This is a genomic window from Rufibacter sp. XAAS-G3-1, from assembly GCF_013623775.1.
Classification (GTDB): Bacteria; Bacteroidota; Bacteroidia; order Cytophagales; family Hymenobacteraceae; genus Nibribacter.
On the sequence record NZ_JABFAM010000003.1, the window covers coordinates 198,159 to 213,825 of the forward strand.

The 15,667-nt window shown below is 50.4% G+C and carries 15 protein-coding genes; 14 read left to right on the plus strand and 1 reads right to left on the minus strand.

From position 1 onward, the window contains the following. The first annotated feature begins 186 nt into the window (after nt 1-186). From HHO50_RS01690 to msrB, 4 genes are all read left to right on the plus strand, one after another. Nucleotides 187-930, plus strand: a complete 744-nt coding sequence (locus HHO50_RS01690; RefSeq protein ID WP_181304274.1) for a DUF4184 family protein — start codon at nt 187-189, stop codon at nt 928-930. A gap of 169 nt (nt 931-1,099) precedes the next feature. Beyond that, a complete protein-coding gene (locus HHO50_RS01695) occupies nt 1,100-1,855 on the plus strand; it encodes a DUF4184 family protein (protein ID WP_181304275.1) in 756 nt (251 codons plus the stop codon). Between the two features lie 6 nt (nt 1,856-1,861). Beyond that, a complete protein-coding gene (locus HHO50_RS01700; protein ID WP_181304276.1) occupies nt 1,862-2,299 on the plus strand; it encodes a nucleoside deaminase in 438 nt (145 codons plus the stop codon). 147 nt (nt 2,300-2,446) lie between these two features. Continuing rightward, nucleotides 2,447-3,049: a peptide-methionine (R)-S-oxide reductase MsrB gene (msrB, locus tag HHO50_RS01705; protein WP_255478551.1), complete on the plus strand. Its 603-nt coding sequence runs from the start codon at nt 2,447-2,449 to the stop codon at nt 3,047-3,049. A gap of 908 nt (nt 3,050-3,957) precedes the next feature. Here msrB and lgt read toward each other — a convergent pair. Beyond that, nucleotides 3,958-4,785: a prolipoprotein diacylglyceryl transferase gene (lgt, locus tag HHO50_RS01710; protein ID WP_181304277.1), complete on the minus strand. Its 828-nt coding sequence runs from the start codon at nt 4,783-4,785 to the stop codon at nt 3,958-3,960. A gap of 190 nt (nt 4,786-4,975) precedes the next feature. Between lgt and HHO50_RS01715 the strand changes: the two genes are divergently transcribed. From HHO50_RS01715 to HHO50_RS01755, 10 genes are all read left to right on the plus strand, one after another. Then, the gene (locus tag HHO50_RS01715; RefSeq protein WP_181304278.1) at nt 4,976-5,989 is read left to right on the plus strand and encodes an NAD(P)/FAD-dependent oxidoreductase; all 1,014 of its coding nucleotides are present in this window, start codon (nt 4,976-4,978) and stop codon (nt 5,987-5,989) included. Between the two features lie 4 nt (nt 5,990-5,993). Next, nucleotides 5,994-6,320, plus strand: a complete 327-nt coding sequence (locus HHO50_RS01720; RefSeq protein WP_181304279.1) for a 2Fe-2S iron-sulfur cluster-binding protein — start codon at nt 5,994-5,996, stop codon at nt 6,318-6,320. 607 nt (nt 6,321-6,927) lie between these two features. Beyond that, on the plus strand, nt 6,928-7,566 hold the full coding sequence (locus HHO50_RS01725; RefSeq protein WP_181304280.1) for a hypothetical protein: 639 nt from the start codon (nt 6,928-6,930) through the stop codon (nt 7,564-7,566). Between the two features lie 397 nt (nt 7,567-7,963). Beyond that, on the plus strand, nt 7,964-8,476 hold the full coding sequence (locus tag HHO50_RS01730) for a hypothetical protein (protein ID WP_181304281.1): 513 nt from the start codon (nt 7,964-7,966) through the stop codon (nt 8,474-8,476). Nucleotides 8,477-8,480: 4 nt separating this feature from the next. Then, the gene (locus HHO50_RS01735; RefSeq protein ID WP_181304282.1) at nt 8,481-9,224 is read left to right on the plus strand and encodes an LVIVD repeat-containing protein; all 744 of its coding nucleotides are present in this window, start codon (nt 8,481-8,483) and stop codon (nt 9,222-9,224) included. 17 nt (nt 9,225-9,241) lie between these two features. Further along, complete coding sequence (locus HHO50_RS01740) at nt 9,242-9,937, plus strand: hypothetical protein (RefSeq protein WP_181304283.1); 696 nt, start codon at nt 9,242-9,244, stop codon at nt 9,935-9,937. 412 nt (nt 9,938-10,349) lie between these two features. Next, entirely contained in the window at nt 10,350-11,114 is a 765-nt protein-coding gene (locus HHO50_RS01745) for a LuxR C-terminal-related transcriptional regulator (protein WP_181304284.1), read from the plus strand. 700 nt (nt 11,115-11,814) lie between these two features. Continuing rightward, nucleotides 11,815-14,334, plus strand: a complete 2,520-nt coding sequence (locus HHO50_RS01750) for a TonB-dependent receptor domain-containing protein (RefSeq protein WP_181304285.1) — start codon at nt 11,815-11,817, stop codon at nt 14,332-14,334. Between the two features lie 18 nt (nt 14,335-14,352). Then, a complete protein-coding gene (locus HHO50_RS21175; RefSeq protein ID WP_255478552.1) occupies nt 14,353-14,487 on the plus strand; it encodes a hypothetical protein in 135 nt (44 codons plus the stop codon). 158 nt (nt 14,488-14,645) lie between these two features. Continuing rightward, nucleotides 14,646-15,560, plus strand: coding sequence for a carboxypeptidase-like regulatory domain-containing protein (locus HHO50_RS01755; RefSeq protein ID WP_181304286.1), 915 nt, complete (start codon nt 14,646-14,648; stop codon nt 15,558-15,560). Nucleotides 15,561-15,667: the final 107 nt, after the last annotated feature.

Below are 15,667 nucleotides of genomic sequence, written 5' to 3' on the forward strand. Positions count from 1 at the left end.
GTAAACAAGCTCTTAATTTACGAAGACCAGACCTATTCTACCCATCAAGATCCTTATGCTCCAAAAGTGCCAACAAATTAGTCTTTCTATTACACGCAGGGGAAGGCAGGAAAAGGTTAACACAATAATGGTAGCGGCATCCATTCCCTCCGCCTTTCCGTTAAGCTGATTTAAGTTTCTTTCTACATGCCCTTCACCTTTTCGCACCCAGCCGTTGTCTTACCCCTGATTAGCTTGCCCCAGAAGTGGCGCTCCGCCACGGGGTTGATTGTGGGCAGCATGGCTCCAGATTTTGAGAAGTTCATCAGGATGAGCCTCCATGACCCGTACAGTCACACGTGGCCCAGCATTTTCTATTTCAATCTGCCGGTGGGGCTGCTGGTTTGCTTTCTCTTCCATCTCATTGTCCGGAACACGCTCATTGACCACCTTCCCTATTTTCTGCGGAAGCGCTTTGACCGGTTCAAGCGGTTTGACTGGAAAACGCATTTCAGGAAGCATTGGCCGGTAGTAGTACTTTCCTTGCTGATAGGCATTGTCTCGCACTTAGGCTGGGACGCGTTTACCCACAAGGAAGGCCGGGGGGTGCGCATGTTCCCGTTTCTGTTGCAGCCGGTTTTGCCAGAGCCTTTCAGCCGACCTTGGTTCACGTTCCTGCAGCAGGTGCTGTCTGTGATTGGAGGCTTTGTGATGGCTGTCTTTATTTATGGATTACCGCAGGAAAAAAAGCCGCTGGAAAAGAGATCTATTCTGGGGTTCTGGTGTATGTCAGGCGTGATCGTGTGCGTGGTAGTAGCCTTATGGGTAATGGCGGGCGGCATGCTGAACCGCTACTATATTTTTGTGGCGGCCATTTCTGCGGGGTTACTGAGTCTGATTCTTCTGCCGTTCCTGATCAAGATCAAACAGCAAGTATTCTCCAGACCTTAACCAGCAAGAGACCTCAGAAAACCGTCTAGCCTTGCTGCAGTCTGCCGCATTATTTCACCTCTTTTTGGCAAGATTTGGAAAAACTGGGCCTAAAACGGGACAGGCGGCCTTTCACCTTTCGGCTTGCGTTGTACCTTTAGGAACTCTTTTCCAGTTTAAAACCGATCTCATGTCATTCACCTTCTCCCATCCGGCCGTGGTTCTGCCGTTGCTGGCGCTTCCCAAAAAGTGCCGGTCTGGCACAGGCCTGGTGATTGGCAGCATGGCCCCTGACTTTGAGAAGTTCCTGCGCATGAGCGAACATGACCCCCACAGCCATACCTGGTGGGGAATCTTTTACTTCAACCTACCGCTGGGGCTGTTGCTTTCCTTTCTTTTCCACCTGGTAGTACGCGATCCGTTGCTCCAGAACTTACCTGCGTTTCTGCGGATGCGCCTTCTTAAATATACCGCGTTTGATTGGGCAGCCTATTTCAAGAAGAACTATGTGGTGGTGATCTTTAGCATCTTGGTGGGCACTTTCTCTCATTTAGTGCTGGATATCCTTACCCACTCGCCCGGTCACCGGGATGAGCTGCTGCCTTTTGTGGAGTTGGGCACAGACACCTTGACAAAGCCCATCAGCAGCCGGATGGCTGGCTTATGGAGGCAGAGTATCGTTTCTTTGGTTGGTCTCTTGGTCTTAATGTGGTTTATCGTACAACTCCCCAAACAAAGGGAGTTACCCGGAAATAAAAGAGGGGAAAGCACGTACTGGTTAGTGATGGTGGTGGTGATGGCGGCGGTTGTCGGGATTAGATCCCAGCTAGGCGAAGGAATCAAGCGAGACCCCTACCACCCTATCATTGTGCTCATATCGGCGGGGCTTATCAGTCTGGTGGTCTCGCCGGTACTTTTAGGCATCAGACATCATCGTAAACAATAGAAAACTATGAACGAATTTTTGCAAGCGGCCCTGGAAGAGGCGAAAAAAGGATACGAAGAAGGTGGTATTCCCATCGGCTCGGTACTAGTGCACAAGGGAAAGATTATTGGCCGGGGCCACAACAAGCGGGTACAGGACGGCAGCGCCATTCTGCACGGCGAAATGGATGCCCTGGAGAACGCGGGTCGTCAGCCCGCCTCGGTGTACCGCGAGTGTACTATGTACACCACCTTGTCGCCGTGCTCTATGTGCTCAGGCACTATTCTGCTGTATGGCATCCCCAGAGTGGTAATAGGCGAAAACAAGTCGTTTGTGGGCGAGGAAGAACTGCTGCGCACCCGCGGGGTGGAAATAACGGTAGAGGACAACCAGGAGTGCCACGAACTCATGCAGAAGTTTATCCAGGAGAAACCCGCCGTCTGGAACGAGGACATTGGGGTGTAATTCCCCGTTTCTGTGTTTCCGGCTTACGCGTTGCGCCCGTTTAGGGGCTGTTTCTTTAAAAGCAGCCCCTAAACGGGAATAGAAAACAGAGACGCTGGAAATCCGCAAACTTTCTGTTGGCCGTACTTGTTCTAGCGGTATTCACCCATGATGCGTCGCTACTCCATGAAAAATATTCCTTTTTTGATCGTTCTTTTCCTGTTGCCCTTGCTCAGCTGTCAGAGTTCGGCCGAGAAAACCGCGCAACAATCTGCTGTAGTGGCACCCACAATGGTCACGGCCCAACAAAGCCCCGCAACTTCTCAGCACCCGAAGAACCCGTACTACTCCCGCACAGACACCACCACCCTGCACGTTTCTGATGCCGAGTGGAAGAAAGTGTTGCCGCCCGATCTTTACCAGGTGGCCCGCAGAAAAGACACCGAGCGCGCGTTCACCGGCAAACTCTGGAATTACACCGGCAGAGGCACGTACTACTGCGCCGCCTGCGGAAATAAACTATTTGCCTCTGATGCCAAGTTTGCGAGTGACTGCGGCTGGCCCAGCTTCTTTGAGACTTTCCGGAAAACAGCCGTTAAATACGAAGAAGACCACTCCTTCGGCATGGAGCGCATAGAAGTCCTCTGCGGCCGCTGCGATGCCCACCTGGGCCACCTGTTTGACGATGGCCCCGCCCCTACCTACAAACGCTACTGCATGAACTCCGTCTCCCTGGACTTTGTACCCAACAGCGGTTTACAGGTAAACTAGAATTTTCTCCTCTACCGGGAATGCCGTGCCGAATTTCAGTTCGGCACGGCATTCCCGTTCTAATACCCCTATGAATGATTGGTGCGCCTTTGAAGGAGATGGCGGAAAGTCGGAACCCACTCCTACCCCTTCCAGGCCCATCTTGTAGGGAAACTTTTGTTGATACCGCTGTTCGGGAGTGGAACTCCCCGACCGAACGCCTCCGGAAGAGCGGGGATAGCGTTTAGGGCCTGTTTTTCGGAAAACGAGCCTAAAACGCACGAACCCGCTTCCCCGTCCTGTCCCCTGCCAGGACGGGAGAAAAGCGGTTCAACCTGCCTGTCCCCTGCCTTGGCCTGTCAGGGGACAGGCCAAGGAAACAATCAGCCGCTTTTTCCCTACAAGATGAGCCTCAGAGGGGAATACGCCTTTGCCGGGGATAGGAATGCGTGTAAGAGAAAAGGCATGCCTTGTCTCTACAGGTTCTATCATCACCGATATTGCTGCTTTAGCACCGCTTCCGCTACTTTCCCAGTTCCAGTCTTCCCCGAGCGCGCCTCGCTTTTGGCCATAGATAAGCAAAACTAAGAGAGACAAACGGCTCAGGCCGAAAGGGCAGTGCGAGAGGGGAAGACGGGGCCCCGCGGCCGTGAGCGCATACCGCCAGAGATGAAACAATACCGCACCTGCACCCACGAGAAAAGCGGACAAGCCAGGGGAACAGCAAACTGCAGGCACCAGCTAATACCACGGAACAAACAGATAACCCAATGCACAGAAATTACACAACCGCGTTTTAGGCCTGGTTTTCTGAAAGCGCCTTTAAAACGAATGTTCCATCTGCCCTAAAGCAAAACGCCCGTCCCGCAAATGCTTCTGCGAAGACGGGCGTTTTAAAGCTACTTTCTTAAAATCAGGCCTAAAACAGATTAGGTAGTTGCCTTTTGGGGCGTTCGGGGTTGTTTGGCGGCGTAAACCAAGACGCCAATACCCACAATAATTAGCGGGATACTCAGCCACTGGCCCATGTTCAAAGGCAATTCGTCTTCAAAGGCCTCCTGGTTTTCTTTCAGGAACTCTACCAGAAACCGGAAACTGAACAACAACGTCACAAACAGACCAAACAACAGGCCCCTGATCTGTCCGGCACCACGTTTCCAGAGGTAATACAGCAGGATGAACAGGAACACGCAGAAGAGGCTTTCGTACAGCTGCGACGGATGGCGCGGATCTACGTACGCGGGCACACCGTTAAAGACCTCAGTGTTCCTTACAAACTTGAAGGCCCACGGCACATCGCTCGGGCGGCCAATAATCTCAGAATTCATGAGATTCCCTAACCGGATGCAGGCTCCGCCCACGGCCACCACAATCACAATGCGGTCTAACACCCACAGGTAATCAAACTTGTGTTTACGGCAGAACAGGTACAGGGCTACCAAAATCCCGATGGTACCACCGTGGCTGGCCAAGCCGCCTTCCCAAATCTTGAAAATCTCAATAGGGTTAGACAGGTAGTAGACCGGATCATAGAACAAGCAATGCCCCAGGCGCGCGCCAATCACAGTGCCGATGATCATGTACATGGTCAGGATATCCACGTCCTCATCGGTGCGGCCGTCTTTGCGGTAGATATATTTCTCAATGGGCTGGGTGAGCACAAAAGCCATGGCAAACAGCAACCCGTACCAACGTACCGTTACCGGGCCAAGCGAAAAAATATCGGGCGAAACATCCCAGGTGATAAAGTTCAGCATGTAAAAACAGTTAGGAGGGCTAAAATTACAATTTAATCCATGAGGGGCAAGAATCAGTTCTGCTTCTTAGGAAACACTTTTAACTAAAATGATGTTACTTTGTGGGCGCAAACCAAAAGTATCTTGTTTGCGCAACCCATGGGGGCAGAAAAGGAGATGCCTGACTGCCTGTTAGATTTATATACCTTTTATGTCAACTGTAACTACTGATATCTGTATTATTGGCGCCGGGCCGGTAGGGCTGTTCGCGGTGTTTGAAGCAGGTCTTCTTAAAATGAAGTGCCACGTGGTAGACGCCCTGCCCCAGGTAGGCGGCCAGCTTTCTGAGATCTACCCCAAGAAACCCATCTATGACATCCCCGGCTTCCCGTCTATTCTGGCCGGCGACCTGATCAAGAACCAGATGGCGCAGATTGCCCCTTTCCACCCTACCTTCACCCTGGGGGAGCGCGTAGAAGACCTGGAAAGACTGGAAGATGGCTCGTTTAGACTAGTTACAAACGAAAACACTGAAATTTGCTGCAAAGTAGTCGTGATTGCCGGTGGCCTGGGTTCTTTTGAGCCGCGCAAGCCCGCCATTGAGAACCTGGCCAACTTTGAAGGCGGCAAAGGCGTGAACTACATGATCCTAGACCCAGAACACTACCGCGACAAGCGCGTGGTTCTGGCCGGTGGCGGTGACTCTGCCCTGGACTGGGCCATTTACCTGGCCGATGTGGCCAAAGAACTTACCCTGGTACACCGCGGCACCACCTTCAGAGGTGCGCCTGAGTCGGCGGCCAAGGTATCTAGCCTGGCCGAAGAAGGCCACATGCGGTTGTTGCTGAAATCCAACGTGACTGAGGTACACGGCAACGGTAAATTAGACGCCGTGACCCTGGTACCAGACGGGGCCGATCCTTACAAAATAAAAACCGATTACTTTATCCCGCTCTTCGGGTTGGTGCCCAAGCTGGGCCCGCTGGAAAACTGGGGACTGGAACTGGAGAAATCTGCCATTGTGGTGAACACCGTAGACTACAGCACCAACGTGCCGGGCATCTACGCCATCGGGGACATCAACACCTACCCGGGCAAGCTGAAGCTGATCTTGTGCGGCTACCATGAGGCGGCGCTGATGGCCCAGAGCGCGTACTCCATCATCAACCCAGACAAGAAATTCGTTTTGAAATACACTACCGTAAACGGAGTGCCCACCATGTAATGCCATGCAAGAAGACATCACCGTTTACGTAGAAACCCCCGCCGGAGAGCGTATTGCCGTACCAGCCCCCACAGACATGGGCCTGAGTTTGATGGAAGTATTGAAAGCCAGTGAATTCAACATTCAGGCTACCTGCGGCGGAATGGCCCTGTGCGCCACCTGCCACGTGGAACTGCTGGAAGGCCCTGAATTGCCCGAGGCTTCTGATGATGAGATGTACATGCTGGAGAACCTTCCTAACCTCACTAACCACAGCCGCCTTTCCTGCCAGATTAAAGTCACCCCAGCGTTGGATGGCACCGTACTACGGGTGATGGCAGACTTTGAATAGAATTCTTCTGTAGACAAGCTCTTGGAGAGATCAATCCCGGTAGTTACTTTCTCAGGTAGCTCCCGGGATTTTTTTGTTTTGGCCCTGTTTTCAAGAAAAAGGATCAAAAACGGCTTTACGTATTAACTGACCTTCCGCAGAAAGAGGGCCTCACCCACAGAAAAGAGAGCCCCGCTGATGCGTTTTGAGGCTGTTTTGCAGAAAACAGCCTCAAAACGCTACACCTGTGAGATGTTGGAGACCTCACAGGTGTAGAATCTACTGGTGCGAGACATTTTGTTGTGCGTAGAGTTAGCGCCAGCGCTCTACGCACTCTTGGACAGCCAATCTCCTGATTGGCGAGCTATCGGGGCAAACGCGCGCAGGTCTAAAGACGCTACGAGGTCTTTGGGAGCAAACGGTATTGTACGGTGAACCAATAAAAAAACTGGCGCGAGACTCCAGTCTCATGATACGGGATGAAGCGAGTCTCCAGGCTCGCCGGGAACCACCGGCAGGAGGGCGGAACGTCAGGTAGTAAAATACTCTTTATAACGCAGAGCCGCCGCTTGCACCTCACTTCTCCTTCACTTATCTTCAAGGCATCACTTCTCACACCCGCGCTCCTATGCCCATCAGAACCTTTACGCTACCTTCCAGTGAAACCATCACTGTAAAATGGAGCTTTAACTGGAAGAATATGACCATTACGCATGATGGCACCGTCATAGGCCAGATTCCCAACGCAAAAGAGCTGAAGAAGGGACAGACTTTCCCCCTGTCTAACGGGCGGGCGCTTTTAGTGCAGTTGAAACAAGAAGGCTTCAATCCTGTGCTGGAAGTGCTGCTAGACGGGCAACCAGTACCCGGAAGCGGAACCCACCCGCTGGAACAAGTGAAAACCGCCGAAAACGTTCTGTGGTTTATTGCCGGTTTCAATATTCTGTTGGGTCTTTTGACAGAACTGGCGCAATTGGAATTCCTGAGCGCCCTGGGGCTAGGCTGGGGGGCAGTCTTGATTGGGGCAGTCTACGTGCTGTTGGGGTTTCTGGTGAAGAAGAAACAATCACTGGGCGCTCTTTATGCGGCCATTGGTTTTCTAGTGTTAGACATGGGGCTCACGGTAGTGCACGCTACAGAGACTGGTGCCAACCCCATCTCGGGTCTCATCCTCAAATTCATCTTCCTCACCAAGTTGTTCAGTGGCATCAAGGCTTTAAAGCACATTAGAAGTGAAGAATTGTTGCTTCAGGAGCAGGTGAGTTAAAAGTAACGGTTCTTCCAGAACACCTTGTAAGAAGCCTTCTGCTTTCAGGCTATTTTTCTGAAAATAGCCTGAAAGCAGAAGGCTTCTTTTTTAAGCGAAGGCGGAAATGTATTTTCATGTTAGTTCCTTAGCAAGCTGATTTCTGGTTTGCTGAAGGCTTTCTTGCCTGGCTCCTGCTGGTAAAGCCTTCAATTTTTAAAGATCCTATTCTTCCAAGTAGAGGTAAATGCACTTCTGCCTGCCTTAGACGCAGCCTTTTGGGTTCAAAACCTCTCCTTACCTCAGCGCAAGCATTGGGGATACAATATTTGCACTGTTAAATTTTGGTTAACCCTTGGCGGGGCTACTTCTTTTTCCTTAACTTACAGTGACCCAAGAACTTATTTTCTAGCTGCTTATGAAGAAAAACGTCTACCTCTTAGCACTTATGGCTTTGTTTTTCGGGCTTACCTCCTGCCCTGGTTCATGGTCCGAAGAGTTCTCTGTCTCTGCGTATGAGCCAATCTTGATGAGCAGGGCGCAGTTAGAGGCCTCTGTTCTTCTAAAAGCCGCTAAACCCATCTCCAAAACCGGCAAGCTGTACCGCTACGGTGATTATATCCTCATCAATGAACCCTACAAAGGCGTGCATCTGGTCCACAACCAGAACCCAGAAGATCCGCAGAACATCGCTTTTGTTCAGGTGCCGGGCAATCTGGATTTCGCGGTGAAGCAAGATATTCTCTATGTAGACAATGCGGTAGACCTGGTTGCCATTGACATCAGTGATCTGAGCAACATAAGGGAGATCAACCGGGTGAAGAACACTTTTCCGGCGCTGCTTCCGCCAGACCACTTCACCTCAGAAGCACTGGCCTCAGGTACTCCTCAAGATGCGGTGATTGTAGCCTGGAAATTAAAAAAACAGTAAAGCCATGAAGCCAACTATTCACTCTATCGCCTTTCTGCTCTGCTGCGCCTTCACGTTCTTCTCCTGTAGTCAGGACAGCAGCGTTGCGCCTGCGCAGTCTACCGGCCAGGGAGGCTCCATGGCCCGCTTTGCCGTGGCTGGCGACGTGTTGTACACCGTTGATGACACCAAGGTGAACATCTTCAACATCGCAGACCCTGCCCACCCCAAAATGAAAGATGTTTTTGAGTTAGGAACCGGCATTGAGACTATTTTCCCCTATCAAGACAAACTTTTCATAGGTTCCCAGAACGGAATGTACATCCTTGACATCCAGAACCAGGAACATCCCCAGCTTTTGTCCACGTATGAGCACATTGTCAGTTGTGATCCCGTAGTGACCGACGGCCGGTACGCTTACATCACGCTCAATGCCGAAAACTTCTGCCGGGGCATCAATGAATTGCAGGTGGTAGATTTAGCCAACATCAACGCCCCTAAACTCATTTCCCAGTATGCCATGACCGGCCCCAAAGGCCTGGGTATTGACCAGAACATTTTATTTGTCTGCGACGATGGGTTGAAGATGTATGATGCTAGTAATGTGAAATCGCTCCAGCTAAAACAGCATTTCAAGATAAGCGCGTATGATGTGATCCCCATGAACGGTCACCTTCTGGTAGTTGGCAAGGATGGGTTGTACCAGTACCGTTACACCCAGAATGCGCTGGAATTGCTTAGCAAAATAGACGTTCAGCCTGCCCTTTAACCTCACCCTGCTCTGGTATGTTCCTGAAACGATGGCGCGTGGTCTTCTTTCTGGCTCTTGTGGTTCTGCCCCAAATCGCCTTTCCGCAAGCTGACTCGCTGGCCACCAAGAGGCTTTCACTGCTGATAAGCCCGCAACACCTTCTACTACGCGGCTATCACTTGGATCTGGAGAAGCACCTGCGGAGCAGCAAGAGACACAGCCTTCTGTTCTCGGCCAGGGTGTATGCAGGCAGCACCCGCTTTGCTGATTTCTTCACCACTAGAAAAGAAGAAGCCCAAGACTTCTCTTATGTGAAAGGAGCAGGAGCCGAGGTACAGCACCGCATCTACTTCCGGAAATTCAATCAGCAAACCTACTCCGCCAAGTATATCGCCTATGGGTTTTCCTTCCACCGTTTTAACATAGATTTTGAAAAAGAAGGCTGGATACAGGAAAGGGCGGAAGATGGCTTGCTGTATTATCAGTTCAAGTACCACACTTTCACAGAGCAGATAAACAGGTGGGGGGCGCTGGTCTTATATGGCACTCAGGAAGGATTTTTCTCTGGCCGGGTTCTGCTGGACAGCAACATTGGCCTTGGCTACAATTACAGCAGCACCACCTCAGATTATCATGCCCCCCGTTTCAACCGGAATCTATTTGATTACGGAAACTCAGGTTTATACCTGTATCTGGGTTTGAAACTGGGGGTGGTGTTATTGACCAAATAAGCCTCCTTGGGAACATGCCTAAGATTTGCCCTTCATGCGGCAGACGGCCATAGAAGAACCTTGTGGTTTCGCTTTCCTCGCCTGCGTAGCGTTCCCATGAGGGGCTGAAGCAGGCTTCCGCAGAACAGAGCCTTACCCTAGCCGTTTTCGCTGGCTATCCTAAAACTCAAACACGTTTTAAGGCTGTTTTCAGAAAAACAGGGGCAAAACAGGAGCCCCTCAGCCCGTGAAAGAGCAGAAAACAGGAATTTATACAAGACACAACTCGGCTACCCCTGATTTTCGCATATTTTTTAGCTAAATATTTCAATTAATGTAATACTTTTTTTTACTAATCCGTAACTTGATATAATAAATGATATCTATCACTTAAAGACATACCATTATTCAATACTTTTAACGTACCAAGAAGATGGGATTGATTGCATTTGAAGAAGCCCAGAAGATTTGGAAACAGATTTCCAAAGAATCCACCGTTCCTGAGCTGAAGTATGAGCTGGAAATCCATAAGAAACTGCTGAACATCTTTGAGGTGGGGGAATTCTATTACTACCTCTTCAACTGCCTGGAAGCCAAGATTGAATATGTCAGTGAGAACGTAACCGCTTTGCTGGGCTACCATCCCGAGGATTTCACCGTGCCTGCCATTCTGGACAGAATTCACCCCGATGACCTGCCGTATTTCCTGAATTTTGAAAATGCCGTGACCGAGTTTTTCACCCAATTGCCACCAGGCAAAAGTCTGAAGTACAAAGTCAGGTATGATTACCGCATCAGGAAAGCCAGCGGCGAGTACCTCCGCATCCTTCAGCAGGTAGTCACCATTCAGGCAGATGAGGCAGGCGGCGTATTGCGCACCCTGGGCGTGCACACCGATATCTCCCACCTCAAGAAGGAAGGGAAACCCGTTCTGTCTTTTATCGGTCTGGAAGGAGAACCCTCCTACCTGGATGTCAACGCCAAACACATCTTCTGCTCAGACAAGGAAGTGCTGAGCAAACGGGAAAAAGAAATCCTATCCTTACTCATTGCCGGAAACCACAGCCCCGAGATTGGGGAGAAACTCTACATCAGCCAGCACACCGTGAACACGCACCGAAGAAATATCCTGGCCAAAACCGGGGTCGCCAGCACCTCAGAACTGGTAGCGAAAGCGGTGCGGGAAGGTTGGCTGTAAATGCGTTTGGCATGGGCCTGGGCTTCGTTTCCGGGCTCTTTTCTGTAAAAGAGCTTTAAAACAGTTTTTTGTGGTCTCTTGCTAAAATGGCCTCAAGACCTTGACGGCATCTGTTTAGATAGCCCTATTAGGCAAACTCGCCTTTTTGCCTTTTTTGGAATTGAGATTATATTCTATCCTCTTTGTCCTCCTGGGAGGATCTGGGTTGCAAACGGTAGTAGCGCGTATTCAAGGGCCTGGCAGGTTCGCCCACCAGATTCTTTTAGGTAGACAAAAGCACCATGGACAACACGGAAAGGGCAACCACCAGGGATTGCCCCTACGCTTTCTATACCATTTGGCAGGTACACGCGGCGCTTGCTGTCTCACATTCTCATTTCCTTGGGTAGGTTCTCCTTTTCTCCACGTCTTTTCCTTGCACTTTAATAAGTCCCAAACACCGGAAAGTAGTGAAAACAACTCTAATTTGCTCACTGTCTTTGCTTTCACCAAAATGGCTTAGGTGGTGGCCTGTTAAAGTTTTGTTAAAAAGCTTCTTTTTGTAATGGGTGCTGTAATATTCCTTTCCCTCTCCATACTAATGCTTCAACTGAAAAGATAAGAGGCCGTGCAGAGGAGCCACAAGCCGGTTCTGGCTCCTCACTGCTACTCGCACCATCTCTTCCGTTGCAAGACGCTTTTATTTCCTTTAACCCTTTTTATGAAAAAACTTCTGCTCTTAACCTTGTTAAGCTGCGCCACCTCTGCCCCTTTGTGGGCGCAGAACCCAGTGAACACCCCACCTTCGGCTGGTGCTGCTCCTGCCGCCCCAACCACTCAGGGAACCGGAAGAATCACCGGAACCATTGTAGATGCTGAAACCTCTAAACCGGTAGAGTTCGCTACCATCGCCTTGATAAATGCCAGCACCGGCAAAACCGTAGACGGCACCGTGACCGACGAGAAAGGCCGCTTCACCCTGGCAAGAGTCGCCAACGGTACGTACACCCTCAACATCAGCTTTATTGGGTATGAAACCAAAGAACTGAAACAAGTCACCCTCTCGGCCAATGACCAAAACGCGAACCTGAACCGGGTGGCGCTAAGCCCCGCCCAAACCAAGTTACAGGAAGTGACCGTGGTGGGCGAAAAGCCATTGATTGAAGACAAAGTAGACCGCATGGTGTACAACGCCGAAAAAGACATTACCAACGCCGGCGGTACGGCCGCCGATGTGATGCAGAAAGTGCCTTCCGTTTCTCTGGATCAGGACGGGAACATTCAGATGCGCGGCAGCTCCAATGTGCGGGTACTCATTAACGGCAAACCCTCTACCGTGATGGCCGGCAGCGTGGCCGATGCCCTCAAGCAAATTCCCGCCGATGTGATCAAGAGCGTGGAGATTATCACCAGCCCATCGGCGAAGTATGATGCCGAAGGAACTGCCGGTATTGTGAACATCATTACTAAGAAAAACAGCTTGCAGGGCGTGACCGGCTCAGTGACGCTAACCGGAGGCACCCGTTCCAGCAACGGCAACGCCAACGTAGGCATCAAGCAAGGGAAACTTGGTATTAACGTAAACGCGGGCGCGAATAGGTTCTACAGCAAAGGAGCCATGAACCTGAACCAGGTGAACCAAGCCATCTTGCCGTCTACCGGAGAGAGAGTGGAGAACACCACCTCCCAATTAGGCACCAGCACCGTGGACGGCATGTTTGGGTTTGGCCAGTTAGGGCTGGACTATGATATCAATGAGAAAAACACCCTTGCGGCCGGAATCAGGGTGAACACCGGCAGCTTTAAGATGCGGTCGCACCAGTTCGCCACCACTTTCCGGGCCGGGCAAAACGAAGCGGGGAATGGTTTTCTGGAGCCGTCACTTCTGGACAGGTACAACCTATCCATGAAAAACGACAACCAGCGGTTAAGCATGGATTTAAACCTGGACTATACCCATCTGTTCAAAAAGCCGCAGCAAGAGTTAACGTTACTGGCCCTCTACAGCCAAACGGAGCAGGACAATACCGTGAACCAAACCAGGTATGAAGTAGAAGGCCCGTTGCGTTCTGCCACGCTCAATGAAAACGAAGGCCTCAACAAAGAACTTACCTTTCAGGCAGATTATGCGCACCCCATGCCTAAAAACACCTTGTTGGAAGTAGGAGCCAAAGGCATTTTGCGCGATGTGTCCAGTGCCTCGCTTTATGACGGCGTTGACCTGAACAGTGGCTTCTCCTATGACCAGAATGTAATGGCGTCTTACGTATCTTACGGGTTCAACCTCACTAAGAAAACTGCCCTGAAGTTTGGCGGACGGTATGAATACACAGACGTGGCCGGAGATTTCGCCAACCCTGCGCAGGACTTCTCCACCAATTATGACAACTTCATTCCTAACATTACCTTGGCCTATGACCTTAAGCCGAACATGAAGCTACGGACATCCTTTACCCAGCGTATCCAAAGACCGCAGCTGTTCTTCCTGAACCCGTACCGCCAGCAGCAAGGGCCCAACCTGGTGGTGTATGGTAACCCAAGATTGGATGCCGAGTTAACCGACTCGTATGAGATAAACTACAGCACCTTCTTCAAAACCACGTCAATCAACGCCTCGGTGTACATGCGGGTAACAGACAATGCCATTGAATCTGTTTCTGAGGTGTTGCGTGATACCACGTTTGTCACGTTCAACAACATCGCCAGAAACAAAACCTACGGCATGAGTTTGTCTGGTTCTACCAAACCAATTCCGGCCTGGAACATCAACGGGAACCTGAACCTGTATTATGTAGAACTGAATGCACCGTTCGCCTCCAACTCCGGCTGGATGTACAACCTCAACATCAGCTCGGGCTATACGTTCGGGAAAGGCATTAGCGCCCAGTTCTCTGGCGGGTTCAACTCCTCCAGAATACAGTTGCAGGGCACCGCTTCTTCCTTCTCTTACCACAACCTGGCCATCAGAAAAGAGTTATTTGAGAAAAAGGGAGCCTTGAGTTTAGGCATGGATAACCCGTTCAGAGAGGCACTCAAATTTGAGAACAGATTAGCCGGAAGAAACCAAACCAACGACCTGCCTTTCAGCACGCATTCCTTAGTGACCCAATATAACCGTGGGTTTAGATTAAGCTTTGAGTACCGTTTCGGGAAAATGCAGCAGCAAGGCCCACCACGCCGCAAAAAGTCTATCCGCAACGATGACGCCAAACAAGGCGAAGGCAGCGGTGGCGTACAGTAATAATTCCTTTTAAAGTACATGCAGAAGCGCGATGGCAGCAGTGCCGTCGCGCTTCTGTTTCGCGTTTTGGCACCTTTTTACGGAAAACAGGCCAAAAGCCATCCAACTCAATTAAAACTGGCTCTTCCAAAAATTCTTTTACGCTATATATAATACTTCTATGTTGCTTCCGTTTGAAATAAAAGCGGCTGACAAGCGGTAGAGGATTGGGTGGGAGTAGCTCAGGTACAGTACTTTCGGCTTTCTTTTTTGCTTAACTCTTACTTACCGGCAAGCGTGCATTCTCTTGCCGGAAGCTTACCTCCCGGTTCATGAAGCAGTTCATCTTTACCTCATTCTTAGCCTGCGCGCTGACCACGGCTATTTACCCTGCCTTCTCAAGGAACTATGATCACTCCCAAACCTCGCGTCAGGCGGCTTCCCTGGCCGGAAAGGTGTTAGACCGTGACACCCAAAAACCTATTGCCTACGCCAGTGTTGGCCTGCTGGATGAATCTACGGGCACTATCTCAGATGAAAAAGGGGGGTTCGCCTTTACCATTCCCGCCAACCAAAGAACTAAAGTCGTCAGAATCTCGGCCATTGGGTATGAAGCCCAAGAGATAAAGATAGAGGAACTTCTGGCCAGCCAAACTCCCCAAAACGAGTTTACCATTACGCTAAATCCCGCACCGGTGCAACTTTCTGAAGTGAGCGTGGGCACCAGGAAATGGAAAACCAAAGAACTTGGGGGTAATGCCGGCCCTATCACCCTGTTCCATCATAATTTCAGCGTTTTTCAACGACCAATTGAGGAAAACCTTGGCAGGGAGTTAGGCATCCAAATCAACAACCGTGACAAGCTGGCCTTCCTTAGCAAACTAAACTTCTGCCTCACCTCTAACAGATATGATCAGGTAAAATTCAGGGTGAAAGTTTATACCCTCCAAGAGGGCAGGCCCGCCCAGAATATTACGCCCACAGATATACTTTATACCGTCAAGAACAAGGAAAAAGGTTGGTTGCAAATTGACTTAGAACCTTATGGCATTTACGTAGAGCAAGACTTCGCCATTGCGTTGGAATGGATTGACTGCGCGCCCAGAACCCAAAACAACAGTTTAACCATTGCTGCGTCTATGCCCGGTTTTCATACAACCTTCTACAAAGACGCAAGCCAAGCCAAGTGGGATAAGATGTCGGCCATAGGAATAGGCATGAACGTGGTGGTACAGCAAGATAATTAATGCGTTACGTTGCCAAAAACTAATGATGGCGGCAGTTTTTACCTTACTTTTACCAAAACAAGCTGGAAACAGAACGCCCAAATAAAGGAAAGCAATCTTTCCTTTCT

What these genes read in the sequence shown, in the direction of transcription:
- HHO50_RS01690 (WP_181304274.1), top strand. Translation starts at nt 187, where the DNA reads ATGCCCTTCACCTTTTCGCACCCAGCCGTTGTCTTACCCCTGATTAGC.
- HHO50_RS01695 (WP_181304275.1), top strand. Translation starts at nt 1,100, where the DNA reads ATGTCATTCACCTTCTCCCATCCGGCCGTGGTTCTGCCGTTGCTGGCG.
- HHO50_RS01700 (WP_181304276.1), top strand. Translation starts at nt 1,862, where the DNA reads ATGAACGAATTTTTGCAAGCGGCCCTGGAAGAGGCGAAAAAAGGATAC.
- msrB (WP_255478551.1), top strand. Translation starts at nt 2,447, where the DNA reads ATGATGCGTCGCTACTCCATGAAAAATATTCCTTTTTTGATCGTTCTT.
- lgt (WP_181304277.1), bottom strand. Translation starts at nt 4,785, where the DNA reads ATGCTGAACTTTATCACCTGGGATGTTTCGCCCGATATTTTTTCGCTT.
- HHO50_RS01715 (WP_181304278.1), top strand. Translation starts at nt 4,976, where the DNA reads ATGTCAACTGTAACTACTGATATCTGTATTATTGGCGCCGGGCCGGTA.
- HHO50_RS01720 (WP_181304279.1), top strand. Translation starts at nt 5,994, where the DNA reads ATGCAAGAAGACATCACCGTTTACGTAGAAACCCCCGCCGGAGAGCGT.
- HHO50_RS01725 (WP_181304280.1), top strand. Translation starts at nt 6,928, where the DNA reads ATGCCCATCAGAACCTTTACGCTACCTTCCAGTGAAACCATCACTGTA.
- HHO50_RS01730 (WP_181304281.1), top strand. Translation starts at nt 7,964, where the DNA reads ATGAAGAAAAACGTCTACCTCTTAGCACTTATGGCTTTGTTTTTCGGG.
- HHO50_RS01735 (WP_181304282.1), top strand. Translation starts at nt 8,481, where the DNA reads ATGAAGCCAACTATTCACTCTATCGCCTTTCTGCTCTGCTGCGCCTTC.
- HHO50_RS01740 (WP_181304283.1), top strand. Translation starts at nt 9,242, where the DNA reads ATGTTCCTGAAACGATGGCGCGTGGTCTTCTTTCTGGCTCTTGTGGTT.
- HHO50_RS01745 (WP_181304284.1), top strand. Translation starts at nt 10,350, where the DNA reads ATGGGATTGATTGCATTTGAAGAAGCCCAGAAGATTTGGAAACAGATT.
- HHO50_RS01750 (WP_181304285.1), top strand. Translation starts at nt 11,815, where the DNA reads ATGAAAAAACTTCTGCTCTTAACCTTGTTAAGCTGCGCCACCTCTGCC.
- HHO50_RS21175 (WP_255478552.1), top strand. Translation starts at nt 14,353, where the DNA reads ATGCAGAAGCGCGATGGCAGCAGTGCCGTCGCGCTTCTGTTTCGCGTT.
- HHO50_RS01755 (WP_181304286.1), top strand. Translation starts at nt 14,646, where the DNA reads ATGAAGCAGTTCATCTTTACCTCATTCTTAGCCTGCGCGCTGACCACG.